Genomic DNA, 22,293 nt, shown 5'->3' on the forward strand with positions numbered 1-22,293 from the left:
TCATGCTTGCCGCAATCGCCGTCTCCCAGAGCATGGCCGACCCGCTGTCGGGGCTCGTCCTGGGCGACGTTCCACAGCCCGAGCCGCGGCCCGGCTGGTCGACCGTCCGCGTGGTGTCCTCGTCGCTCAACATGCACGACCTGTGGACCCTGCGCGGTGTCGGTCACCCGCCGGAGCGGCTGCCCATCGTCCTCGGCTGCGACGCCGCCGGATACGACGAGGACGGCAACGAGGTCCTCGTCCATCCGGTCATCGCCGACCCGGACGCCGGCCTCGGCGACGAGACCCTCGACCCGGGCCGCGCCCTGCTGTCGGAACAGCACAACGGGGCGTTCGCCGAGTACCTCTCCGTACCCACCCGCAACCTCGTCCCCAAGCCGGACTGGCTCACCTTCGACGAGGCCGCCTGTCTGCCCGTCGCCTGGGGCACCGCCTACCGGATGCTGTTCACCCAGGCCGGGATTCGCGCGGGCGACCGGGTCCTCGTCCAGGGCGCCGGAGGCGGAGTCGCCTCGGCCGCCATCAAGCTCGCCGTCGCCGCCGGTGCTGTCGTCTACGCCACCAGCCGCAGCGCGGACAAACGGGCACAGGCCGAGTCATGGGGCGCGCGTGCCGCCGTACCGACCGGGGAGCGGCTGCCCGAACGCGTGGACATCGTGGTCGAGACGGTCGGCGAGACCACCTGGGCGCACTCGATGAAGGCGCTGCGGCCCGGCGGCACGATCGTGATCGCGGGCGCGACCAGCGGCATGAACCCGCCCGCCGACCTGGGCCGGGTCTTCTACCTCCAGCAGCGCATCCTCGGCTCGACCGGCTGCACCCGCGCCGAGCTGGTCGGCCTGCTGAGGCTCATGGATGCCACCGGTCTGCGCCCCGTTATCGACCGCACGCTACCCCTGGAAGAGATCCACAAGGGGTTCCAGCTCATGATCGACGGACGGCTCACCGGAAAGCTCGTCATCCACCCACCCGCCCAGGAAGCCGTCCAGCAGCCCGCCCAGGAAGGAGCACTGCGATGACCGCCGCCGCAGTGGGACTGTCCCACTCTCCGCTCATCGGCAAGAACGACCCAGCGCCGGAAGTCGTCGCCGCCGTCGAGGAGGCGGTGGAGGGCGCGCGCTCCTTCGTCCGCGCCTTCGACCCCGAACTGGTCGTCCTGTACGCCCCCGACCACTACAACGGCTTCTTCTACAAGGAGATGCCGCCCTTCTGCCTGGCCACCGAGGCGAGCGCCGTCGGTGACTTCGGATCGTCGGCGGGCCCACTGTCCGTCGACGCGGAGGCCGCCCGCTCGATCGCGGGCGGGGTGCTGGAACGCGGTGTGGACCTGACCGTGTCGGCGCGGATGACCGTCGACCACGGGTTCGTCCAGCCGCTGGAGGTGCTGTTCGGCGGCATCGACAAGGTGCCGGTGGTACCGGTCTTCGTCAACGGCGTGGCCACCCCGCTCGGTCCGGTCAGCCGGATCCGGGCGCTGGGGACCGCGATCGGGCAGGTCGCCGCCGCACTCGACCGCCGGGTGCTGTTCCTCGGCTCGGGCGGCCTCTCTCACGACCCGCCCGTGCCGGTTCTCGACGGCGCTCCGCCGCGGGTCGCCGACGCGCTGATCGAGGGGCACCCCCCGACCGCCGAGCAGCGGGCCCGGGGTGAGGAGCGGGTCGTGCAGGCGGGCCGGGATTACGCGGCCGGTTCGACGCGGATGATCCCCATCAACCCCGCCTGGGACAACCAGGTCCTGGACACCCTGGAGAGCGGCCGGCTGGCCGACGTGGACTCCTGGACCGTGGAGTGGATGGGCGCCGAGGGCGGTGGCTCGGCCCACGAGGTACGCACCTGGATCGCCGCGTTCGCGTCCCTCGCCGCCACCGGCGACTACCGGATGACCTCCCGCTTCTACGCGCCGATCCCTGAGTGGATCGCCGGCTTCGCCGTGGCGACGGCGGCACAGGGGGATGTCCGATGACCAGCACGCGACCGACTTCCCCGGAAAGGACGGTGGACCGGTGACCATCGAACGCGAACAGGTGATCGCCCAGGCCGCGGAGCGGCTGGAGACCGCCGCGGCCGACCGGAAGCCGTGTGCCCCGGTCCGTGATCTGCTGGGCACGACGGACATCGCCGGAGCGTACGAGGTGCAGCGGCGCCTCGTGCGACCTGTTCGCACTCCAGGACGCCGCCGACGATCTCGTACGACCGCTCCAGGACCGCCCGGTCCAGGTGGACCGGGAGACGCTCACCCTCGGCTACGCGGGCATCTACTCCAGCTTCCTGCGGCACGCCGAGGCTGCGTCCCGCCAGTACGGCATCGACGTGCGCGGCATCCTGCTGGAGGTGGGCCGCCGGGGACTGGTCGGCGGGCAGGAGGACATGATCGTCGATATCGCGCTGGATCTGCTGGGTTCGGGGGCGGCGACGGCCTGATCACGGAAAACGATCGGGTGGCGGGACCGGCCGCCGCCCGATCGGTCCTGCCGCGAAGCCGACGACGGGCCGACACGGTCACGCCGACACTGTCAAGGCGATCCGCTCACCGAGAAGCGCGTGTGGCCCGCCATTCCCAGGCCGACCATGTCTGGGACGCGGCGGCGGCGACCCGGCGTACGTGCGCGCTCATGCGCCGCGTGTCGATCTGCCCTCGCCGTCCCGCCACGGACAGCGCCGCCACGGCCCGGCCGCCGCGGGCGAGCACGGGGGCGGCCACGCAGGACAGACCGGGCTGGTACTCCTCGTCGTCGAAGGCGACCCCCGTACGGCGGATGGTGGCCAGCTCGGCGAGCAGTTCCTCCGGGCCGGCGACGGTCCGGTCGGTGAATCGCGGGAGGGGATCGGACAGCGCCTGCTCCGCGGCACTCGCGACATAGGCCAGCAGGACCTTTCCCACCGCCGTCGCGTGGGCCGGGCGCCGTCCGCCAATCCGGGTCGGCACGGGAGCGGTGCGGTGGCCGTACAGCTTGGCGAGATACACCACGTGCGTGCCGTGGAGGACGGCCAGGTGGACCGTCTCACGGCTGGACTCGTACAGGTCCGCCAGATGCGGCAGCAGTACGTCGCGGACGTGGTCGGACTCGGGCGCGTACACGGCCCGGCCCAGGTGGTGCAGACGCTCGCCCAGCCGGTAGTCCGTGCCCACGCGCTCCACGACGCCGTTGCGTTCCAGCATGCCGAGGACCCGGTGCGCGGTCGACTTGCTCATCTGGGCCCGTCGCGCGAGTTCGCTGACACCGCTGCCGCCGGTCTCGTTTCCGAGGGCGACGAGGAGGCTGATGGCCTTGTCGACAGCGGCCCGGTCGTCGCGTGTGGGGCCGGCGAGGGTGGCGGTCATGTCGTTCACCTCAGCTCCGAAGGGCGGTGTCACTTTTAGCAGACCACCCATCAACGTATACGTGACAATGATGCGAACCCGGCCGCCGTTCGTCAACAATGACGGTGTGGCAATTAAAAGTGACACCATGCACCATGAGAACGATCTTGTAGCCCGTAACGTCCGGCGCTTCCGCCTGGAGCGGGCGATGTCCCTCGGCGAGCTGGCCCGCCGGTCCGGTCTGTCGAAGCAGACGCTCTCCAAGATCGAGAACGGCGAGGGCAACCCCACCGTGGAAACGCTGGCCCTCCTCGGGGCCGCCCTGGACCTGCCCACCCGCCGGCTGCTGACCGAATGGGGCACCCCGGTCTATGTCCAACGGCAGGGCGAGAGCGAATGGTCCACCACCGGCAACGGTACGGAACGCCTGCTGGACGAGACCTATGGATCGGGATACGTGCGCACCCTCGTGCTACGACTGGAACGCGGCGAGCGGGACCCCGAACCGATCGACGCCCTCACCGCCGGCACACTGCACCACATCTATGTGATCACCGGGCGGCTGCGCACCGGCCCGGTCGCCGAACCGGTGGACATCAACGCGGGCGATTTCGTCCGCTTCCCGGGCGACGTCCCGCACCGGCACATCTGCCTCAGCGAACGGGTCGTGGCCCACATGGTCACCACGCTTCCCCAGGTCCGCCAGTTCGGCCCGACGGTCACGAAGGGCAGGGTGACGCCACGGGAGAGCTGAGTTGTTCGAGCAATTCGTGCCCCCTCGGGGCGGGGGCGTTCGAAGGCCGAACGAAAACAGGGCCCGGCCATCGGTCGGGAGCCGGCAGCGCTTCCATTCGGACGTCGACCCGGTAGTCATGGGCCGCCCGGAAACAGCCCTCCAGCACGTTCAAGGCAGCCGGGTCCGTGGCTCCGAGCAGGGTGTGCCAAGTGCGGGATTCCGGGTCGGAGAACATCGGCAGGCGGAGCTGGATACGTTGGTCGGCTTCGACGCGGCAGGCGAACGGCCGTGACCGTCGGCCCGCCACTCATTCGGTCATCTCGTCACTGGGCGTGACCACTTTCGCTCAGTTGGGCTCGCAGCCCGGCCAGCAGGATGCGCGTCGACGCCTGGAAGCTGTCGTCCATCGGGTGCGTGCGTCCGGAGTCGTAGCGGGCCATGAAGGCGTTGTTCTCCAGCCCGGCCATGTTCCGGTTCAGCGCCGGGTACGCGTTGGGATCGAGACCGCGCAGTTCCTGGGACAACTCGCTCTTCCAGTCGGACTCGACGCCACTCGGCTCCGCGGACAGCTCCAGCGCGGTCCAGCCCAGGATGAATCCGAGCAGCGCGTTGTAGGCGTGCACCAGGTCGGGGCCGACGAAGCCCGTTCGCTCCAGGACGCCGACGATGCGCTCGACCATGGGCATGCACGTCGTGGAGATCACCATCTGGTTTCCGGCGATCTGGGCGATCTCCGGATGCCGGTGCATCGCCTTGCGGCACAGCTCGGCGACCTCGGTCAGCCATCGCTCCCAGCCGAGCCGGTGTTCGTCCGGGAGCACGACCTCGTCGAAGACCCTGGTCGCGACCGCGGCGAGAAGCTGCGCCTTCGATCCGACGTGGTAGTAGAGCGCCGTGGGATAGACACCCATCGTCTTGGCGAGCGCGCGCATGGTGAAGTTCTCAAGTCCATCACTGTCGATGAGCTTCAGCGCTGCGTCGACGACATCCTGATGGGTCAGAGCCGGCCGAGAAGGATGCGGCCGCGCACTCCGGGAGCCTTTGGGTACGGTCGGGGCTGCCATGAGTGCTCCTGAATCGTCCGATTGGTACTGAGAATAGGTAAATTCGTCGTTCCCTGTGGTGTGCGTCCCGGGAACCTGATCCACCACGACCGCCTATTGTCCACGGCCGTCGTCCGATTTCGTTTTCGACGGCGGACAGAGCCTTGTCCGGAAGCGGACACAGTACGTCGGTCCCGCCGCGGGTACCGGTCCCGGTGTCCGGATGAGGCGGCCCGGGACCGCGGGCCCCGCGGCCGGCCACACCCGCGGATCCTGAAGTCGCCGTGGTGGCACAGGAGATGAGATGCGCGACGACCGCCGCCAGGCCACGTCGGCGTCGCCACGACCGCGGTGCGCTCGCCCACGGCGGCTTCGGATGCGCCTCCGCAGGCCGGCCCATCCGGACGACGGTCCGGACGGACGATCGGATGCATGACGTCACCTCCTGTGTACCGGTCAGTCGCCGGGCGGCGAGGGCGGTTGCGGGGACAGGGGTCCGGAATACCGGCCGACGCATTCCTGAAGTCGGCTCGCGTCGAGCCCGAAGGCCCGGAACCCGTCCGCTCCCTCCATCGTCTCCGCGGCGACCAGTGCGTTGAGGATCGCTTCCTGAGTGCACTCCATCGCGGCGGCCAGCAGCGGACTGAGCGCGGAATTCGGCAGCACCCGCAGACTCTCCACCTCGGAGGCACCGAAGTCGAAGCCCTCACGGGGGTGTTGGGCGGTGGAGAACGCCAACGCGAGGTCGCCGCTGAGGTGATGCCCGTAGGCGCCGTTTCTCGCCACGCCCAGGGTCGCCCGATGCGCGATCCGTTCGCACTGTGAGGGCAACAGGGGCGCGTCGGTGGCCACGATGATGAGGATGCTGTTCTTGTGCGGATCGCGCGGTCCCCGGTCCTGGCTACCGGGAACGCCGAGCGGGACCTCGCTGAGCGGGATCATCTCGCCGACCGGTACACCGGCCACCTCGAACTCCTCGCGCCCGCCGTGGTTGGCCTGCACCATGACGCCGAGCGTGTACGTGCCGGCCGGCTGCTCGACCACCCGGGAAGAGGTTCCGATGCCGCCCTTGAACCCGTGGCAGACCATTCCGGTCCCGCCGCCCACACTGCCCTCGGCGACAACCTCCGACGCGGTGTCCAGGGCGTGCGCGACATGCTCCTCGCGCACATGCAGACCGCCGATGTCGTTGAGCATCCCGTCCCAGGTCTCACCGACCACGGGCAGCCGCTCCAGCACACCCCTGCGGCGCGACTCGATGGCGACCACCGCGTCACGGACAGTGCCGACGCTGTGCGAGTTGGTGGTCATGATCGGCCCGTAGAGGGTGCCGGCCTCGCGTACGAAGTGCATGCCGGTCCATTCCCCGGACCCGTTGAGCGCGAAGAACCCGGCGAAGCAGGGCCGCTCCCAGGTGTCGCCCGGGTGCGGGATCACCGCCGTCACCCCGGTGCGCACCGGGCCCTCGCCGACACGCAGCGGGCCCGCGTCACCGCGGATGATCGTCGAGTGTCCGACGCGCACCCCGGCCACATCGGTGATCGAGTTCCGTGGACCGGTCGGGTACCGGCCGATGCCGATACCCAGGTCGCGCATCCTTGTCGTCATCGCTCCGTGTCCGAGCTGTCCGATGCGGCGCCGGTGTGTTCGAGCGCCCAGTCCATGAGCCGCTGGTAGGCGTCCCGGGGGTACGACGGGGCACCGCCGCCGAGCAGGGCGAAGTGGGTGACCTCCGGGTACCGCACCAGCCGTGCGCGGACTCCTTGGGCGCGCAGCGCCTGGAACCACAGCTCGCCCTGGAGCATCGGGCAGCGCAGGTCCTCCTCGTTCTGCAGGATCATGAAGGGGGTGGTCACCTTGCCGACGTGGGCGATGGGCGAGCGGTCGGTGAGCCGGTCGTACACCTCCCGCAGGGGTCCGCCCGCGATCCACTCGCTGGTCAGGACGCCGGCGTCGGTGCCCTGCCAGGAGACGTGGTCGGAGATCATGACGCCGGCGATGGCCGCCGCGAAGCGGTCGGTGCGGGTCGTCAGCCACGCCGTCATGGTGCCGCCGTAGCTGAAGCCGCTCAGCACCAGCCGTGCCGGGTCGGCCAGGCCCTCGGCGACGACGACGTCGACCGCGCCGAGGATGTCGCCCTCGTCGGCGTAATGCCATTCCCCGTTGGTGGCCTGCATGAACGCGTCGCCGTAGCTGGCGCTGCCGCGGGAGTCCACGCACAGCACGGTCCAGCCCTGGCCCGCCAGGGCCTGTTGGTACAGGAAGTGCTCGGACAGTGCGGGCGTCCACGCGTTGTAGGGCCCTCCGTGGACGTCCACGAGCAGGGGGCTGGGGCCTTCGACATCGTCCTTGCGCAGGATGTAACCGTGGACGCGCTGGCCGTCCGGCGCTTCGAAGACGCGGACCTGCGGCGCCACGAAGTCGACCTCGCCGAGGTTGCTCTCCTGGAAGCGGGTGAGCCGGCGCTCGCCCTGGCCGTCGGAGATGTACAGCTCCGCGATGTGCCCCTCGTCACCGGCGACGAAGGCGATGGCCTCGGTGCCGTACGCGGCGGTGCGCACTGTGCGGGTGCCGCCGAGCAGTTCCTTGGGCGCCCCACCGGTAACCGGTGCTTCGAGCACCCGGGTGCGGGCCAGGTACCACTCGCCGAAGCGGACCCGGGTCCCGTCTGCGGTGAAGCGGGCGGGGAAGGTCAGGTCCCAGTTGGGCAAGTGGTTGCCGGGGTGGTCGGGCAGGAGCTGACGCGGCGCCTGACCGCCCTCGGCGGGGACGGTCCACAGCCGCGGCTCGGCCAGGCCCGCGCGGTCCGAACCGACCATCAGCAGCGTCTCGCCGTCCGGGGACCAGTCCAGGGCCCAGAACATCGCGTCCGCCGCGGTCACCGGCGTCAGCCGTCCGGTCTCCACGTCGACCACGGCGATGGTCTGGGGACACAGGACGGTGCCGTACACGCTGTAGTCCGGCATGCTCACCGCGATACCCCGGCTGTCCGGGGCCCACACCGGCATGGTGTGGTCGTGGTCGCCGTCGGTCAGCTGCCGCGCCTGGCCGCCGTCCACGGTCAGTACGAAGAGCTGCTGGCGGAGTTCCTTCCGCAGCCCCAGGCCGTCGATCTTGTATCCGATGTCGTCGACGACCACCGGGCGCCGCCTGGCCGCCACGCTGTCCTCCACCGGCTCGGCACCGTCGACCGTCGTCGTCCAGGCGATCATCGTACCGTCTGGTGACCAGACGCCGAGGCCGGCCCCGAGCGGCAGGTCCGTCAGCCGGGTCGCCTCGCCGCCGTCCAGCGGCAGCGACCACAGCTGGGCCGGGCCGCCGTCCGACGAGGACAGGTACAGCAGGTGCCGGCCGTCCGGCGAGAAGCGCGGCGCGGAGTCCGCAGGACCCGAGGTCAGCTGCTTCGGCTCGCCGCCGTCGGTCGTGACCAGCCAGATCGTGGAGCGGGTGTGGTCCTTCTCGGCGTCCGCGACGGAGACGACGAACGCCACGGACCGGCCGTCGGGGGACAGCTGCGGATCCGACGGGATGTGGATGGCGTAGAGGTCATCAAGTTGGAAGGGACGCGTTGGCATGGGCGCTCCGTTCTACGGTGTCGTGGGTCACGGCCCCGGGAAAGTGGCAGGCCGCGAGATGGCGCGCGTTCAGTTCGACGAACTGTGGCCTGCGTTCGGTACAGATCTGCCGGTCCGCGTGGACGCCCGGCCCGGCGGGGCAGCGCGGGTTGAACGGGCAGCCGGCGGGAAGGTGGAAGGGGTCCGGCGGCTCGGCGTCGAGCACCTTGGCGTCGGCGCGGGGGGCGGGCTGGCGCAGCGAGGGCACGGCGTCGAGCAGCGCACGGGTATAGGGGTGCCGCGGCCGGGAGACCAGTTCGGCGGTGGGCGCCTTCTCGACGATCCGGCCGGCGTACATCACCGCGATCTCGTCGCACATGGCGGTCACGACGGCGAGGTTGTGCGAGATGAACAGGGTAGTGATGTTCAGCGTCGCGACGGCCTCACGTACGACGTTCAGCACCGAGCCCTGCACGGACACGTCGAGCGCGGAGGTGATCTCGTCGGCGACCAGCAGGGACGGGGCGGAGGCCAGCGCGCGGGCCAGCGCCACGCGCTGGCGCTGGCCGCCCGACAGCCTCGACGGCAGGGACGTCGCGTGCCGGGGGTCGAGCGAGACCAGTTCGAGCAGCCGCCGTACCTCGGCGGACCGGTCGGCGCGCCCGCCCCTCGCGCCGCCGGCGGCCACGCCTTCGGCGATCGAGGCGCCGACGGTCATGCGCGGGTCGAGGGAACCGGACGGGTCCTGGAAGATCATCTGCACCGGCTGCGCGGTACGGCCGAACAGAGAGCGGCGCGCGAGCGGCGCCCCGTCGACGAGGATCAGCCCGGAGGTCACGGGGGCGAGGCCCGCCACCGCGCGCCCGAGGCTGGACTTGCCGGACCCGGACTCGCCGACCAGGCCGAGGAAGCCCCCGGAGGGGATGGTGAGGTCCACGTTGTCCACCGCGGTCATGACGCGACGGCCCTTGCCGTAGCTCACGGTCAGACCCTTGAGTTCGAGGGCGCTCATGCGCTGCCTCCCCCGGGGCCCACCAGCGTGTCGGCCTTGACCATGACCTGCGGGTACCAGCAGGCCACCCGGTGGCCCGCGCGGCCCTGGGCTTCCAGGCGCGGCCGTTCGCTACGACATCGGTCGTCGGCGCTCACGCACCGCGCGGCGAACGGGCAGCCCTCCGACATCGCCGACGGCTCCGGCGGCGTGCCGGGAATCGTCACCAGATGTCCGCCCGGCTCGGACATCACCTCGGGAACGCAGTCCAGAAGTGCCCGTGTGTAGGGGTGCGCCGCAGTCTCTCGCAGCATTTCCGTGGTCAACTCCTCCACGATCGTTCCGCCGTACATGACCAGAGCCCGTTGGCAGCGCTGCGCGACCACGCCCAGATCGTGACTGATGAGCATCAAGGACGCGTCGTTGTCGGCCCGTACCTGTTCGAGCAGATCGAGCACCTGCCGCTGGACCGTGACATCCAGGGCCGTCGTCGGTTCGTCGGCGATGATCAGCTGGGGGCTGCCCATCACGCCGATACCGATGACGGCCCGCTGGCGCATCCCGCCCGACATCTCGTGCGGGAACTGGCGGGCCCGGCGGGCCGGGGCGGGGATCCGCACCTGCCCGAGCCGCCCCACCGCCCGCGCCATGGCGGACTTGCGATCGGCCCCCTCGTGCACCTGCACGACCTCTGCCAGCTGGGCGCCGACCCGCATCGAGGGGTTCAGGGCGGTCATCGGATCCTGGAACACCATCGAGATCGACGTTCCCAAGGCCTTGGCACGCTGGGACGCGGTGAGCGGGCGGAGGTCACGGCCGCCGAAGTCGATCCGGCCGGCCGTGGCGTACGCGCCGGTGGGCAGGAGCCCCGCGATGGCGGACGCGGTCAGGCTCTTTCCGCTGCCGGACTCGCCCACGATACCGACGCTTTCGCCCGCCTCGATCTCGAAGGACACCTCGCGCACCGCCTCGAACGACTCGGCGGTGCCTTCGGGGAGCACCTCCACCCGCAGTCCGGAGACCCGGAGCCTCGCTGAGGTCTCCGCGAATTCGTCGCGCTCGGCGGCCGGGCTGACCGATGTCGCCGCGCTCTCGGTCTTGCGGCGGCCCTGCCCGGAGCGGCGGCCGGCGGCATGGGACAGCGCCTCGCCGAGAGCGGAGAAGCTGAGCCCCGCGAACACGATCGCCGCGGCGGCGCCGAGTGCCTGGCCCGGGTTGACGTAGATCCGTGCCAGCCCCTCGTTGAACAGCTGGCCCCAGTCGTACGACGGCGGCTGTACGCCGAGGCCGAGGAACGACAGGGCGGCGAACGCCTGGAGGACGGAGGCGAAGATGATCGTGGCGTTGAGCACGATGGGTTCGGCGACGTTCGGCAGGAAGTGCCGGGCGAGCAGTCTGACCGGCCCGACCCGCAGCATGCGCGAGGCGGCGATGTAGTCGCGCTGGGCGATACCGGACGCGAGCGTGTGGGTCAGGCGGGCGAAGAACGGGGCTCCCGACAACCCGACCGCAAGGACCGCGCCGCTGCTTCCGGCTCCGAAGATCACAATGAGGAAGAGGGCGAGCAGCAGTCCCGGAAAGGCCACCGCGAAGTCGACGACGGCGGTGACGAGGCGGCCCAGGCGGCGGCCGAGGACGACCGGGAGGACGCCGATCACCACACCGGCCACGACACAGAGGGCCGTCGCCGCCAGCGACAGCTCCAGAGAAAGCCGCGTCGCCACCAGCACCCGGGCGAACACGTCCCGGCCGAGCGAGTCGGTGCCCAGCCAGTACTCTGCGGAGGGAGGGAGTTGCGCATCGGCCACCTTCCCGGTCGCCGCCTGGTCCCCGAACAGGATCGGCGCCACTACGGCGATGACCGCGAGGACCGCAACTCCGGCCGCACCCGAGATGCCGAGCGGGGTACGCAGGAAGGCCGGCAGTCGCCTGCGAGTCATGGTCAGCCCTCCAGAATGGTCGAGCGCGGATCGGCCACGGCGATCAGCATGTCGACAACCAGGTTGATCAGCAGGACGGCGCCGCCGGTCACCAGGACCAGGGCCTGCACCATCGGGTAGTCCTTGGTCGTCACTGACTGGGTGAGTGTCGACCCCAGGCCCGGCAGCACGAAGATCGTCTCGACCAGGATGGTGCCGGCGAGCAGTCCGCCGAGCATGAGCCCTCCCATGCTCAGGGTCGGGGTCAGCGTGTTCGGAATGACGTGACGCAGGAACACGCGCAGGGTCGGCAGCCGCTTGGACCGTGCGGTGCGGACGAAGTCCTCGCCCAGCACCCGCAGTGTTTCCAGGCGGACGATACGGGCCAGCGCCGCGGTCGGTCCCACCGCCAGCGCGATGACCGGGAGCACGTAGCCCGAGACGGTGTCCGTACCCGCGATCGGCAGCAGCTGCATCCGGACCGCGAAGACATAGGAGAGTCCCACCGCGAGGAGGAATCCCGGAATCGAGTAGGCCAGCCCGGTGACCGAGGTGAAGGCCATGTCCAGGAACCTGCGGCGCCCGCCGCTGGTCGCCGCCGCGATGGCGGCACCCAGCGGCACGGCTACCACGACCGCCAGCAGGAACGCCAGGACTGCGAGGCGTGCCGTCTCGGCCCAGCGCTGCCCGATGATCTCGCTGACCGGCAGCCCCAGGTTGAACGACGTGCCCAGGTCACCCGTGAACACGCCGCCCACGAAGTGCCCGAACTGGTCGAGAAGGGACTTGTCCAGGCCAAGGTCGACCCGTCGCTGGGCGACCGACTGTGCCGAGGCGGTGATCCCGAGTGAATTCCGTGCGGGGTCGCCCGGGATCAGTTGGATCAGGACGAAGGCCATCACCATCAGTCCGAGCAGCGAGGCCGCGAACCTGAACAGCCGCCGCGCGAGGAAACGCACCCATGGATTCACCGGACCGCGGCTGGTCAGTCCGCGTGGCGCCGCCGGCGCCGTGGTAGCCGTCATGTGCTCACGCTCATTTGGTCAGGCGGATGCTGGTCGGCACGATGTACGAACCGGAGAACTTGAATGTCGCGTTCTTCCCGAAGGTCGGCCAGGGCATGTTGGCGAACGGGACGACGTCACTGTCACGGACGAGAGCCGTCTCCGCGGCCAGCCAGTTGGAGCAGCCGGCCGCGCCGGAGGACTCGCTGGCCTTCTTGACCTCGGCGGTGTAGGTCGCGTTGTCGATGTGCGCGAAGTTGCTGCCGTTCGGCGGTGCGTCACCGGAGAGGATCGACACAAGCTGGTTGGGCGTGGAGACCCCGAGGCCGTTCCAGTTGACCTCCCAGGCACCACTGCCGAAGAGCACCGAGTTCGTCTGGGAGACCGGCTTGCCGACGGGCTGCACATCGACGCCGATCTTCTTCCAGGCCGCGGTGGCCAGCTCGGCCGCAGCCGGACTGCCAGAGGGGATGTCGGTGTTGTACAGGAAGGTGATATTCAGGCGCTTGCCGTCCTTGACACGGACCCCGTCGGGGCCGGGCTTCCAGCCTGCGGCCGACAGGATGCTCTGCGCCTCCGGCACGCTGTGGGTCGGCAGGGCCGATTCCACCGAATTACCCGGACACGCGGCCGGCGTTCCCGGAGTGAAGGTCGTCGGACCGCTCCCGGTTCCGCCGGTGTAGACACTCTGGATCTCCGACAGGTTCAACGCGGTGGTCAGCGCGAGCCGGACCTTCTCGTCGGCGGTCACGTGACCGGCACCCTGGTTGAAGAACATCTCCCCGATGGGCGTGAGGTAAGACGCGCTGAACAGCTTCGCGGCACTGAGCCGCTGCACGTCCGAGGAGCTCACCGAGGCCGCGTTGATGGATCCCGCCATCAGCAGGTTGGCCTGGGTGGCCTGGTCGGCGACGACCTTGAACGAGACCTTCGACGGTTGGTCCGCCGCGTCGACCCTGGCCCCATTCGGGCCCCACGCGTACTCGGTGCGCCTTGTGTACGTGTACTCGTCACCTGTGACGGCCTTGGTCAGCTTGTACGGGCCGGTGCCGTCGGCGCCCTGTTTGAGCTTGGACCGGTCGGCCAGGCCGCCCTTGCAGACCATCGGCACCAGCGACAGGCCGTTCAGGAAGAACGGGGCGGGCCGGCTCAGCTTCAGCGTCACGGTGGTGCCGGCCGAGTCGGCCTTCGCCGTGATCCCGGGCGGCAGATACGTACCGAGGAGCGGGCTTCCGCTCTTCGGGTTCTCCAGGAAGGCGAAGTTCGCCTCGACATCGGCCGCGGTGAAGGCCGAGCCGTCCGCGCAGGTCACCCCCTTGCGCATGGTGAACACCCAGTCGTCGCCGCTCTGCGTCCACGACGAGGCCAGTCCGGACACGAAGCTTCCGTCCGGCGTCTCGTTGACCAGCGGGTCATAGGCGAAGGAAGCCATGGTGAGGGCGGTGCCGTCAATCGTCTTCTGAGGGTCCAGGGACCCCGGTTCGGACGGCACGGCCATCGTGAAGGTCCCGCTCGCCGACGTCGTGGACGTCGAACTGGAGGAACAGGCGGCAGCCGTTGAGACTGCGGCCAATGCCAGCGCAGCCGCCAGCAGCCTATGGGATCTAGCAGGGTCTCCGACAGAGCGCATCACTCGGGGCTCCATTCCACTCCACCGCATGACAACGGGTTCGGCACGAACGCTTAAGACCGAGCAGGTTAACCAACCGACAAGGTTAGTAGTACGTGCCGACAATGTTGGTAGTACGTCGTATAGGGTGTGTTGTCCGACGTACAGTGTCAAGGCTTCAGGAAACAACACCTTCAGGCTGATGTCTCATCCAGCCGACGTACGGGCACCTGGGCCCGTCCCCCAACGCAGCGATGGGCATAGAGCCCCACTGAGGAGCCACGATGACTAGCGAAGCTCTCCCACCGACCGCCACACCGGGCGTGTTCGACAACGTCGAGCACGCCGACTTCCCGCACCAGCGAGTCGCGTTCTGCTATGACCGGCGCACGGGGTTGCGGGCGATCATCGCCATCCACTCCCTCGCGCTCGGCCCCGCGATCGGCGGCTGCCGGATCCGTCCCTACGCGGACGAGAACGCGGCGCTCGCCGACGCGCTCCGCCTCTCCCGCAGCATGACCTACAAGGCCGCCAGCGCCGGACTCGATCACGGCGGCGGAAAGGCCGTGATCATCGGTGACCCGGCGAACGTCAAGTCGCGGGAGCTGTTCGAGGCCTTCGGCCGGTTCGTCGAGGAACAGGGCGGGCGCTACATCACGGCGTGCGACGTCGGCACCGTCTGCGACGACATGGACATCATCGGGGGCGTGACCCGGCATGTCGCCTTCCGGAGCACCGCCGTCGGCGGCTCCGGTGACAGCGGCCTGAACACGGCGCTGGGAGTTCTGCAGGCCATGCGCGCCGGCGCGGAAGCCCAATGGGGTACCGCCGAACTCACCGGACGCACGGTCGGCGTGGAGGGTCTCGGCAAGGTCGGATACAACCTGGTGTCACTCCTGCACGCCGAAGGGGCACAGGTCGTCGCGACCGACGTCAGCGCCGCGGCGATCGAGCGGACCCGTACCGAGTTCCCCGAGGTGCGGATAGCGGAGAGCGTCCTCGACGCCCCGGTCGACATCTACGCCCCGTGTGCCCTCGGCGGGACCATCGACACGACCACCGTCGAGCGCATCACCGCCCGGCTGGTCTGCGGCGGTGCCAACAACCAGTTGGCCGACCCGGCCCTCGAGAACACCCTGGCCGGCCGCGGCGTCCTCTGGGTCCCGGACTACGTCGCCAACGCCGGCGGCCTCATCCAGGCGGCCGGAGAGGTGGCCGGCTGGACCGCCGACGCGACCAGCAAGGACGTCGAGGCGGTCTTCGACACCGCCAAGAGGGTGATCGACTTCGCCCGTGACAGCGGCGTCACCACCGGGGTGGCCAGCCGGCAGCTCGCGGACCAGCGCATCCGCGCGGCCGAGTCCGACTGAGCGGGGCTCGGCCGCCTCGGACCCCGTTGCTCGGCTCTGCCTTGCCCACCGTGGTGATCATTACCGACGACGTGGCCGACGTGGCGACCACGCACAAGCCGATCCCCCGGACGACCCGAGGCGCAGAGACGATCCATAGCGCAGAAAGGAAACCCGCGCATGAACGAGCGTATGGCAGATCGCGTGGCCGAACGCCCCAGCGAACCCGTGGCGGCCCGACCGAAGCCGATCAACCTGGTCGAAGCGAGCGGTTTCCGCGCGTTCGTCCGCGACGGCTGGGACACCGGCGACCGCGCGGTCGCTGTAACCCCGGGTGCCCGCGAGGCCGCAGCGGCGCACCGCGCCAGACTCTCCGGCGCGCTGCCCGGCCGACGGATCGCGGTCCCGTCCGGGCACGCGCCGGTCCGCAGCAACGACACCGACTACCTCTTCCGTCCCGACAGCGACTTCTCCTGGCTGACCGGCTGCGCCGCCGAAGGCGCGATCCTGGTCATGCATCCGGTCCCCGGTGGGCACGAGGCCGAACTGTTCCTGCGCGAACCGGCCTGCCCAGCCGACGCGGACTTCTTCGCCAACGCGCGGGACGGTGAACTGTGGATCGGGGCGGTGCCCGGTCTGACCGAGTGGTCGCAGGCGCTCGGTGTGCCGTGCCGACCGCTGGAGGATCTGCCCGGGGCGCTGCGCGGCCGACTGCCCCTGGTGCATGCGAACACGGGCGTCGACGGCTTGCTCGACGCGCTGGTCGGGGACGCGCCGTCGGCCGAACTCCGGCGCGCGCTGGGTGATCTGCGGCTGATCAAGGACGACTGGGAGATCGGCCAGTTGCAGGCCGCGATCGACGCGACGGTGCTCGGATTCTCCGACGTGGCGAGGGAACTGCCCACCGCGATCGACCGGGGCGGCGAACGCTGGCTGCAGGGCACGTTCGACCGGCGGGCGCGGACCGAGGGCAACGGCCCCGGGTACACCTCCATCGTCGCCGCGGGGCCGCACGCCGCCGTACTGCACTGGGTGCGCTGCGACGGTCCGGTGCCCGAAGACGCGGTCCTGCTGCTGGACGCCGGCGTGGAGCTGAACACCCTCTACACGGCCGACGTCACTCGCACCTTTCCCGTGTCAGGCCACTTCAGCGCGGCCCAGCGACAGGTCTACGAGCTGGTGCTCAAGGCGCATCTGGCCGGCCTGGCGGCGGTCCGGCCAGGCGCGGCCTACCTGGAGTTCCACCACGCGGCGATGGCCACGCTCGCCGCCGGACTGGACGACTGGGGTCTGCTGCCGGTGTCGGTGGACGAGGCGCTCGCCGCCGACGGGCAACACCATCGGCGGTACATCTGCTGCGGGATCGGGCATCAGCTGGGCCTCGACGTACACGACTGCGCCGCCGCCGGCCCGGAGCGGTACCACCAGGGCGTACTCGAACCCGGGATGACGCTGACCGTCGAACCGGGGCTGTACTTCCACCCGAACGACCTGACGCTCCCACCGGAACTGCGTGGCATCGGCGTACGCATCGAGGACGACCTGCTGGTCACCCCCACCGGCCACACCGTGATGTCCGCCGCGCTGCCGATCACACCGGACGGGCTGGAGACCTGGGTGGGCGAGCGTGTCGGTCTGCCGTAGTTCCCCGAACCCGGCGAGGACCACCCCCCATCGACCACGCGCCCGGGGCGAGTTTCCTCACCTCGGGCGCGTCGGTTCCCGGACAGCCAAGCCGTCGCGGCCTAGACCTGCCTGCCCCTAGACCATCAGGTCGCCACCGGCATGCCCCCATCGTCACGATGAGAGGCATGGCATGCTGACGCTATGACGCTCGACGGCGAGAAGGACCACTCGCGAAGCCACCGAGGACTTACTCGCGCCCAGGTCATCGATGCGGCACTCGTGATCATCGATGGTCAGGGCACCGGCGCACTGACCATGCGTCGACTCGCCGACGCGCTCGGCGTCTACCCCGCCACCATCTACTGGCACGCGGGCAACCGTGCCGAGTTGGTGGCACACGTCTGCCGCCACATCTTGTCCGGCATCGAGGTCCCCGACGTCAGCGAGCTCTCCTGGGACGAGTGGATCAGGCGTTTCGCGTACGAGACACGCCGCACGTTCAGCGAGCACCCGAACCTCGCCGCGGACTTCGCCTCGGAGATCCATGTCTCGTCGACCGGCCTCAGCGTGGCCAACAACCTCCTGAGCGTTCTGACTCGGGCGGGGTTCCGTACCGAGGACCTCGTCCCGGCCTACAACACGGTGCTCGCTGGCATCTTCGGGTGGATCTCCGCCGAATTCGCCACCGAACCCGCGCTAAACGACGCCGACTGGGCCACCGCTTTCGAGCACACTCTGAGCAACGTGGACGCGGACGAGATGCCCGCGCTGCATGACGCGCTTCCTGAGATCAGCAATCGCGGCTTCATGCTTCGGTGGGCCTCTGGTCGGACCGCCCCCATGGGTGAGAGTTTCGAGTTCGCCATGGAGACCATGATCGCCGGACTGGGCGTGATGCTCCGGAAGACCGGCTCCTCAAACGCGCGTTGAAGCCTGTCCGCGCAATTCACCCGCCCCACTCGTCCCCTGCCTACGCAGCCGGTTGATCAGCGTCCGCGCCGGGCCGACAACAGGGCCAGGCGGACGCTCCAGCGGCCGGCGGGACCATGCCCCACCCCTGCCACCTGCCGAAACGGTCGCAGGCCCAACGCGTCAGCAACTCGTCCCTCACGGTGACGTCGGCCTGAGCGAGGGCCCGATTCCCGGCGCGGGGCCCTGTGCCGTTCGCCGGTGAACATCCCCGTTGCCCGCCGCCCGCTCCCTGACGCGTTCCCGTTCCACGGCGTTGGCTGTTGTGGCGCGACATGAAGGTTCCATACACAACCGGCCTCTAGTACATTGTCCTAGAGACTTGAAACCCCGCCCGTGACACCCGAGTCACCCGCACCGAGGGCGCGAGCATGGGAGTGAACCCGTGAGCGACAGACAGAACGCCGTGGCGAGCCGGGCCCTGGACCACGCGCCGAGTGTCGGCGGCCTGGTTCAGCGAGCCGCGGACGAGTTCGGCGAGCGGACCTTCCTTGAGGATGCGCAAGGAGCGGTCACTTACCTCGCAGCCGCGGAGATCGTCGCGCGCGGCGCTTCCTGCCTGCGGACCTATGGAATCGCGGTCGGCGCTCGCGTGGGAATCTGTCTGCCCAACGGGGTGGACTGGCCGCTGGCGTGGTTGTCGGTGCTCGGCGCCGGTCTGACCGCTGTCCCGATCAACCGCTCCTACGAAGCCCGTGACATCGAGCACGTCGTGCAGGACTCGGACCTCATCGCGGTCATCACCTCTGACGAGTTCGCCCCGAAGTTCGAGGGGTCGGCCGCCGATACGCAGAGCATCCAGGTCATTCCTATCAACGACGTCCTGGAGCACGAGCCCGTCGACGCCTTCAACCCTCCGCGGCCGGCCATTGATGGCTCGACCCTTGCGAACCTCCAGTACACCTCGGGTACTTCCGGACTGCCCAAGGCGTGCATGCTGACCCACTCGTACTGGATCGAGGTCGGCCGTGCGATGGGGGAGATGGTCGGCCTGACGGAGGGGGACCGGTTACTGACGGCCCAGCCGTTCTCGTACATGGATCCGATGTGGCACGTCACCATGAGCCTGCAGTACGGCGCGCCGCTGGTGATCCTCCCGAGGTTCTCGGCCAGTACCTTCTGGGCGGATGTTCGACGCCATGGGACGACGGTGCTGTACGTGCTGGGCAGCATGCCGCAGCTGCTGTTCGGGCAGCCCCCCTCAGACCAGGACCAGGACAATGACGTACGACTGGTGCTCTGTTCGGCCATTCCCGCGGCGATTCACCGGCAGCTTGAGGAGCGTTGGCAGGCACCGTGGCGCGAAGCGTACGGTCTCACCGAGTCCGGACTCAACATCGCCGCGCCCCTCGATGACGAACGGAGCGTCGGACTCGGTCTGCTGGGGGTTCCCACCCCGGGCTGGAAGGTTCGCGTGGTCGACGAGAACCTGCGCGATGTCCCGCCCGACAGCCCCGGCGAGCTGCTGGTCAGCGGACCGAGCCTGATGCGGGGCTACTGGCGCCGCCCCGAAGCGACCGAAGCCGCGCTCCGCGACGGCTGGTTCCGCACCGGCGACCTTGCGGTCATGCGGGAGGACGGCTGGATCCGCCTGGTGGGCAGGATCAAGGACTCGATCCGCCGGGGCGGGGAAAACATCGCCGCGGTCGAGGTCGAGGAAACCATCCGCGAACTGCCGTTCGTGCGGGACTGCGCCGTCGTGGGCGTCGACGACAATCTGTTCGGCCAGGAGGTGAAGGCGCACGTGGAAATCACCGAGCCCGGTGACCCGCACGAACTCGCCTCCCGGGTCGCCGAGCACGCGGGCGCCAGGCTGGCACGCTTCAAGATCCCGCGCTACGTCGACTTCTGGACGTCACTGCCGCGGACACCCTCCGAGCGCATCGCCAAGCACCGCATCCCGCAGCATCCCGCGCGGGAATTCCTTGCCTCTGTCGATCTCGGCCAGCAGGGGAGCAAGAAGTCATGAATCAGCCGACGGAGCCCGGCCCGGCCGGAGAGGTCCACTGCTCGTACGAGAACGGCGTGAAGATACTGAGGCTCGATCACGAGGCCCGCCTCAACGCCCTTTCGAGCCATATGCTGCGCTCACTGGCCGCCGAGATCAAGCGCACCCCGATCGAGCCCGGCGTCCGGGGCATCGTTGTCACCGGTACCGGCCGCGCGTTCTCCTCCGGTGAAGACCTGCGTGAGACCCGTTCCTTCGTCGACGCCCACGGCATGGACGCCCTGTCAGCGCTCTTCGACGACATCACCGAAGCCGTCCTCACGTCCACAGTGCCCTGCGTGGCCGCCGTGAACGGAATGGCCATCGGAGGAGCAGCGGAACTGACCCTCTGCTTCGACCGCAGGGTCGGCTCCACCGACACCTCCTACCGCTTCCCCGAAAGCGCGATGGGCTTCACCATCTCCAACGCCTCATCGATCCTGCTCCCGCGACTCGTCGGGGCAGCAACCGCCCTGGACATCATCCTCAGCGGCACCACACTCGACGCGAGCACCTGTCAGCGCATCGGACTGCTGGACGAGGTCGTCGAACCAGACTCGCTGATCAAATCGTGCCTGGCGGCCATCGAGCGCTGGACGCCCCAGGGCAACACCGCCCACCTGCACCTCCCCATGCTGCGCCCCGACCTCCCAACAGTGCACAGCGCTTTCGCCCGTGAAGCCGACGCAGCGCGACAAGCATGGACTGCGGGGAGCATGAACGCCCAGATCTCGCGCTTCAACAGCTGACACCAGCTGACACAAAGAGCCGAGCTCTCGGTGGGAGCTGCACGTGATGCGGCGGGCGATTGCGCGTTTCCACGCAAGTACCTTCTGCCACCCGGCACATCCTCACCTGCCCGCACTGGCGCACGACGGACCACACCAACGCCATGGGCAATGCCGTTAACTTTGATCATTTCTGCTGGTCAGGCGGCTTGATCGAGTTCGCAGAGGTAGGTGTCAGTTGCGGTCAGGTCGAGGGGGGGTCGTCTCTGGCGCGGTGGCGGGTTCGGCGGTTTTTCGCTGGTCCAGGAGCCAGAATGTGTTCTTCATGCGCGGTGGGAGGGGCTTTTTGGCCTTGTCGCGTTGTTTGGGGAAGCGGCGTCCCGGCTGGCGTTGCTCTCGCTTGAAGGAGCGCACCCGGCGGGTCTGAGCGAGCAGGTGGCGCGGGTCGGTGATCTCGTAGATGACGTCGTTGACCAGGTCAGACAGCGCGGAGGGGGGAAAGCGCCGCCTCGTCGGAGACGTGGCGGCGGACGGCCTGCACGGCACGGGTGAAGGAGATCCGGTCGGGGTCGATCCGGGCGTTCTCGGCGGCGGTCGCGATCAGGTGCCGGATCGCCTGGTAGACGCATAGCAGGGCGTAGACCTCCTGGCGGACCATGTCCGGGCTCAGGACCGCAGGACCACCTCGGGGCCGCCGCCCGCCGGGTCGCCCACGGCGAGGCCAGAATGCTTCCCGACCCGCCCCAGACCTTCAGCGACGGCATCCCCTGCGCCATCCGGGCCTGACCTCCACCCCGCACATGCGCCCCGCACTAGCGCCCTGCCCCTCGACCTGGAAATGGTCCTCGCTCCGCTCGGGCTGCGTTTCCGGACCTGACGGCAGTCCTGTCCACGTCAAAGCTTCGATCTGGCGCAGGCGCAACATTCACGTATCGTCGCCACTGGAGGTCTCTCGCGGAGCGTCGCAGGCGATCGACGTCCCAAATCAGACAGTCAGACAAAGGCTCATCAGGTGAAGATCGCTTGCTTTGCGGCCTTCGCCAGGCTTGCCTGGATGTGCCGGGGACCCTCGCCGACCATTACGCTCTTCCCCAGGTAGAGACCGAAATGGCGGACGCTGGCACGGAGGGAACAGCCGATGAACAACTGGCCCTCGACTTCGATCTCCTCGGCGGGCACGGTCTTCAGGAAGCTGAAGGGTCGAGACAAGCTAGGTAATTCGATGGCAGGGCAAATTCCTGCTTATCGTACTGGAACGCACAGGCCGACAGCGCGGTGGACCGGGTATCAGGGGGGATGCGGGCACAAGTCCTCACAGGGCGGGGATGGGCTCGATCAGCCATGCCAGTGCGGTTGCGGACGCCTGGCCCACCTGCTCAGGCCCGGCCAGGTGTAGCCAGTCAGCAGGCAGGCGCCTCGGCATGCAGGGCTCGTAGGGGCAGCGGTTCCACGTGGGCCGATCTGATCCGCATACATG

General features: G+C 69.3%; 19 protein-coding genes. 9 read left to right on the plus strand and 10 right to left on the minus strand.

The window, feature by feature from the left end; translation table 11 throughout:
• Positions 1–2: 2 nt before the first annotated feature.
• The 3 genes from AB0H21_RS12480 to AB0H21_RS12490 all read left to right on the plus strand — a co-directional run bounded on the left by AB0H21_RS12480 (position 3) and on the right by AB0H21_RS12490 (position 2,421).
• Positions 3–1,019, plus strand: coding sequence for a zinc-binding dehydrogenase (locus AB0H21_RS12480; RefSeq protein ID WP_358515189.1), 1,017 nt, complete (start codon positions 3–5; stop codon positions 1,017–1,019).
• Entirely contained in the window at positions 1,016–1,963 is a 948-nt protein-coding gene (locus tag AB0H21_RS12485; protein ID WP_358515192.1) for a 3-carboxyethylcatechol 2,3-dioxygenase, read from the plus strand. Before AB0H21_RS12480 ends, AB0H21_RS12485 begins: the two co-directional genes overlap by 4 nt.
• A gap of 116 nt (positions 1,964–2,079) precedes the next feature.
• A complete protein-coding gene (locus AB0H21_RS12490; RefSeq protein WP_358515195.1) occupies positions 2,080–2,421 on the plus strand; it encodes a hypothetical protein in 342 nt (113 codons plus the stop codon).
• A 106-nt stretch (positions 2,422–2,527) separates the two neighbouring features.
• On the opposite strand, the gene AB0H21_RS12495 is transcribed toward AB0H21_RS12490, so the two are convergent.
• A complete protein-coding gene (locus AB0H21_RS12495; RefSeq protein WP_358515198.1) occupies positions 2,528–3,322 on the minus strand; it encodes an IclR family transcriptional regulator in 795 nt (264 codons plus the stop codon).
• A gap of 127 nt (positions 3,323–3,449) precedes the next feature.
• Between AB0H21_RS12495 and AB0H21_RS12500 the strand changes: the two genes are divergently transcribed.
• Positions 3,450–4,055: an XRE family transcriptional regulator gene (locus AB0H21_RS12500; protein ID WP_358515201.1), complete on the plus strand. Its 606-nt coding sequence runs from the start codon at positions 3,450–3,452 to the stop codon at positions 4,053–4,055.
• A gap of 305 nt (positions 4,056–4,360) precedes the next feature.
• On the opposite strand, the gene AB0H21_RS12505 is transcribed toward AB0H21_RS12500, so the two are convergent.
• The 7 genes from AB0H21_RS12505 to AB0H21_RS12535 all read right to left on the minus strand — a co-directional run bounded on the left by AB0H21_RS12505 (position 4,361) and on the right by AB0H21_RS12535 (position 14,046).
• Positions 4,361–5,101: a TetR/AcrR family transcriptional regulator C-terminal domain-containing protein gene (locus tag AB0H21_RS12505; protein WP_358515204.1), complete on the minus strand. Its 741-nt coding sequence runs from the start codon at positions 5,099–5,101 to the stop codon at positions 4,361–4,363.
• A gap of 435 nt (positions 5,102–5,536) precedes the next feature.
• Positions 5,537–6,676, minus strand: a complete 1,140-nt coding sequence (locus AB0H21_RS12510; protein ID WP_358515207.1) for a P1 family peptidase — start codon at positions 6,674–6,676, stop codon at positions 5,537–5,539.
• An 8-nt stretch (positions 6,677–6,684) separates the two neighbouring features.
• On the minus strand, positions 6,685–8,655 hold the full coding sequence (locus AB0H21_RS12515; protein WP_358515210.1) for a S9 family peptidase: 1,971 nt from the start codon (positions 8,653–8,655) through the stop codon (positions 6,685–6,687).
• A complete protein-coding gene (locus AB0H21_RS12520) occupies positions 8,630–9,646 on the minus strand; it encodes an ABC transporter ATP-binding protein (protein ID WP_358515213.1) in 1,017 nt (338 codons plus the stop codon). Before AB0H21_RS12520 ends, AB0H21_RS12515 begins: the two co-directional genes overlap by 26 nt.
• Positions 9,643–11,565, minus strand: coding sequence for a dipeptide/oligopeptide/nickel ABC transporter permease/ATP-binding protein (locus tag AB0H21_RS12525; RefSeq protein ID WP_358515216.1), 1,923 nt, complete (start codon positions 11,563–11,565; stop codon positions 9,643–9,645). Before AB0H21_RS12525 ends, AB0H21_RS12520 begins: the two co-directional genes overlap by 4 nt.
• Positions 11,566–11,567: 2 nt before the next feature.
• Positions 11,568–12,569 carry an ABC transporter permease gene (locus AB0H21_RS12530; RefSeq protein WP_358515219.1) on the minus strand — a complete coding sequence of 334 codons (1,002 nt, stop codon included), beginning with the start codon at positions 12,567–12,569 and terminating at the stop codon, positions 11,568–11,570.
• A gap of 10 nt (positions 12,570–12,579) precedes the next feature.
• Complete coding sequence (locus AB0H21_RS12535) at positions 12,580–14,046, minus strand: ABC transporter substrate-binding protein (RefSeq protein WP_358515222.1); 1,467 nt, start codon at positions 14,044–14,046, stop codon at positions 12,580–12,582.
• 395 nt (positions 14,047–14,441) lie between these two features.
• Between AB0H21_RS12535 and AB0H21_RS12540 the strand changes: the two genes are divergently transcribed.
• The 5 genes from AB0H21_RS12540 (at position 14,442) to AB0H21_RS12560 (ending at position 20,837) form a co-directional block, all read left to right on the plus strand.
• Entirely contained in the window at positions 14,442–15,527 is a 1,086-nt protein-coding gene (locus AB0H21_RS12540) for a Glu/Leu/Phe/Val dehydrogenase dimerization domain-containing protein (RefSeq protein WP_358515225.1), read from the plus strand.
• A 159-nt stretch (positions 15,528–15,686) separates the two neighbouring features.
• Positions 15,687–17,150 (plus strand): aminopeptidase P family protein, encoded by a 1,464-nt coding sequence (locus AB0H21_RS12545; RefSeq protein WP_358515228.1) that lies wholly within the window; start codon positions 15,687–15,689, stop codon positions 17,148–17,150.
• A 183-nt stretch (positions 17,151–17,333) separates the two neighbouring features.
• The gene (locus AB0H21_RS12550) at positions 17,334–18,062 is read left to right on the plus strand and encodes a TetR/AcrR family transcriptional regulator C-terminal domain-containing protein (RefSeq protein ID WP_358515231.1); all 729 of its coding nucleotides are present in this window, start codon (positions 17,334–17,336) and stop codon (positions 18,060–18,062) included.
• A gap of 424 nt (positions 18,063–18,486) precedes the next feature.
• A complete protein-coding gene (locus AB0H21_RS12555) occupies positions 18,487–20,070 on the plus strand; it encodes an AMP-binding protein (RefSeq protein ID WP_358515234.1) in 1,584 nt (527 codons plus the stop codon).
• On the plus strand, positions 20,067–20,837 hold the full coding sequence (locus AB0H21_RS12560; RefSeq protein WP_358515237.1) for an enoyl-CoA hydratase/isomerase family protein: 771 nt from the start codon (positions 20,067–20,069) through the stop codon (positions 20,835–20,837). The genes AB0H21_RS12555 and AB0H21_RS12560 overlap by 4 nt, the downstream gene beginning before the upstream one ends.
• 457 nt (positions 20,838–21,294) lie before the next feature.
• Here AB0H21_RS12560 and AB0H21_RS12565 read toward each other — a convergent pair whose 3' ends face one another.
• Both AB0H21_RS12565 and AB0H21_RS12570 read right to left on the minus strand, forming a co-directional pair.
• A complete protein-coding gene (locus tag AB0H21_RS12565) occupies positions 21,295–21,474 on the minus strand; it encodes a hypothetical protein (RefSeq protein ID WP_358515240.1) in 180 nt (59 codons plus the stop codon).
• Between the two features lie 350 nt (positions 21,475–21,824).
• Positions 21,825–21,995, minus strand: a complete 171-nt coding sequence (locus tag AB0H21_RS12570; RefSeq protein ID WP_358515242.1) for a hypothetical protein — start codon at positions 21,993–21,995, stop codon at positions 21,825–21,827.
• Positions 21,996–22,293: the final 298 nt, after the last annotated feature.

The sequence above is a fragment of the Sphaerisporangium sp. NPDC051011 genome (assembly GCF_040653595.1).
Lineage (GTDB): Bacteria > Actinomycetota > Actinomycetes > Streptosporangiales > Streptosporangiaceae > Sphaerisporangium.

Excerpts from the sequence above, each read along its gene's own strand:
- AB0H21_RS12480 (WP_358515189.1), top strand. The coding sequence starts at position 3 with ATGCTTGCCGCAATCGCCGTCTCCCAGAGCATGGCCGACCCGCTGTCG.
- AB0H21_RS12485 (WP_358515192.1), top strand. The coding sequence starts at position 1,016 with ATGACCGCCGCCGCAGTGGGACTGTCCCACTCTCCGCTCATCGGCAAG.
- AB0H21_RS12495 (WP_358515198.1), bottom strand. The coding sequence starts at position 3,322 with ATGACCGCCACCCTCGCCGGCCCCACACGCGACGACCGGGCCGCTGTC.
- AB0H21_RS12500 (WP_358515201.1), top strand. The coding sequence starts at position 3,450 with ATGCACCATGAGAACGATCTTGTAGCCCGTAACGTCCGGCGCTTCCGC.
- AB0H21_RS12505 (WP_358515204.1), bottom strand. The coding sequence starts at position 5,101 with ATGGCAGCCCCGACCGTACCCAAAGGCTCCCGGAGTGCGCGGCCGCAT.
- AB0H21_RS12510 (WP_358515207.1), bottom strand. The coding sequence starts at position 6,676 with ATGCGCGACCTGGGTATCGGCATCGGCCGGTACCCGACCGGTCCACGG.
- AB0H21_RS12515 (WP_358515210.1), bottom strand. The coding sequence starts at position 8,655 with ATGCCAACGCGTCCCTTCCAACTTGATGACCTCTACGCCATCCACATC.
- AB0H21_RS12520 (WP_358515213.1), bottom strand. The coding sequence starts at position 9,646 with ATGAGCGCCCTCGAACTCAAGGGTCTGACCGTGAGCTACGGCAAGGGC.
- AB0H21_RS12525 (WP_358515216.1), bottom strand. The coding sequence starts at position 11,565 with ATGACTCGCAGGCGACTGCCGGCCTTCCTGCGTACCCCGCTCGGCATC.
- AB0H21_RS12530 (WP_358515219.1), bottom strand. The coding sequence starts at position 12,569 with ATGACGGCTACCACGGCGCCGGCGGCGCCACGCGGACTGACCAGCCGC.
- AB0H21_RS12535 (WP_358515222.1), bottom strand. The coding sequence starts at position 14,046 with ATGGCCGTGCCGTCCGAACCGGGGTCCCTGGACCCTCAGAAGACGATT.
- AB0H21_RS12540 (WP_358515225.1), top strand. The coding sequence starts at position 14,442 with ATGACTAGCGAAGCTCTCCCACCGACCGCCACACCGGGCGTGTTCGAC.
- AB0H21_RS12545 (WP_358515228.1), top strand. The coding sequence starts at position 15,687 with ATGAACGAGCGTATGGCAGATCGCGTGGCCGAACGCCCCAGCGAACCC.
- AB0H21_RS12550 (WP_358515231.1), top strand. The coding sequence starts at position 17,334 with ATGACGCTCGACGGCGAGAAGGACCACTCGCGAAGCCACCGAGGACTT.
- AB0H21_RS12560 (WP_358515237.1), top strand. The coding sequence starts at position 20,067 with ATGAATCAGCCGACGGAGCCCGGCCCGGCCGGAGAGGTCCACTGCTCG.
- AB0H21_RS12565 (WP_358515240.1), bottom strand. The coding sequence starts at position 21,474 with ATGGTCCGCCAGGAGGTCTACGCCCTGCTATGCGTCTACCAGGCGATC.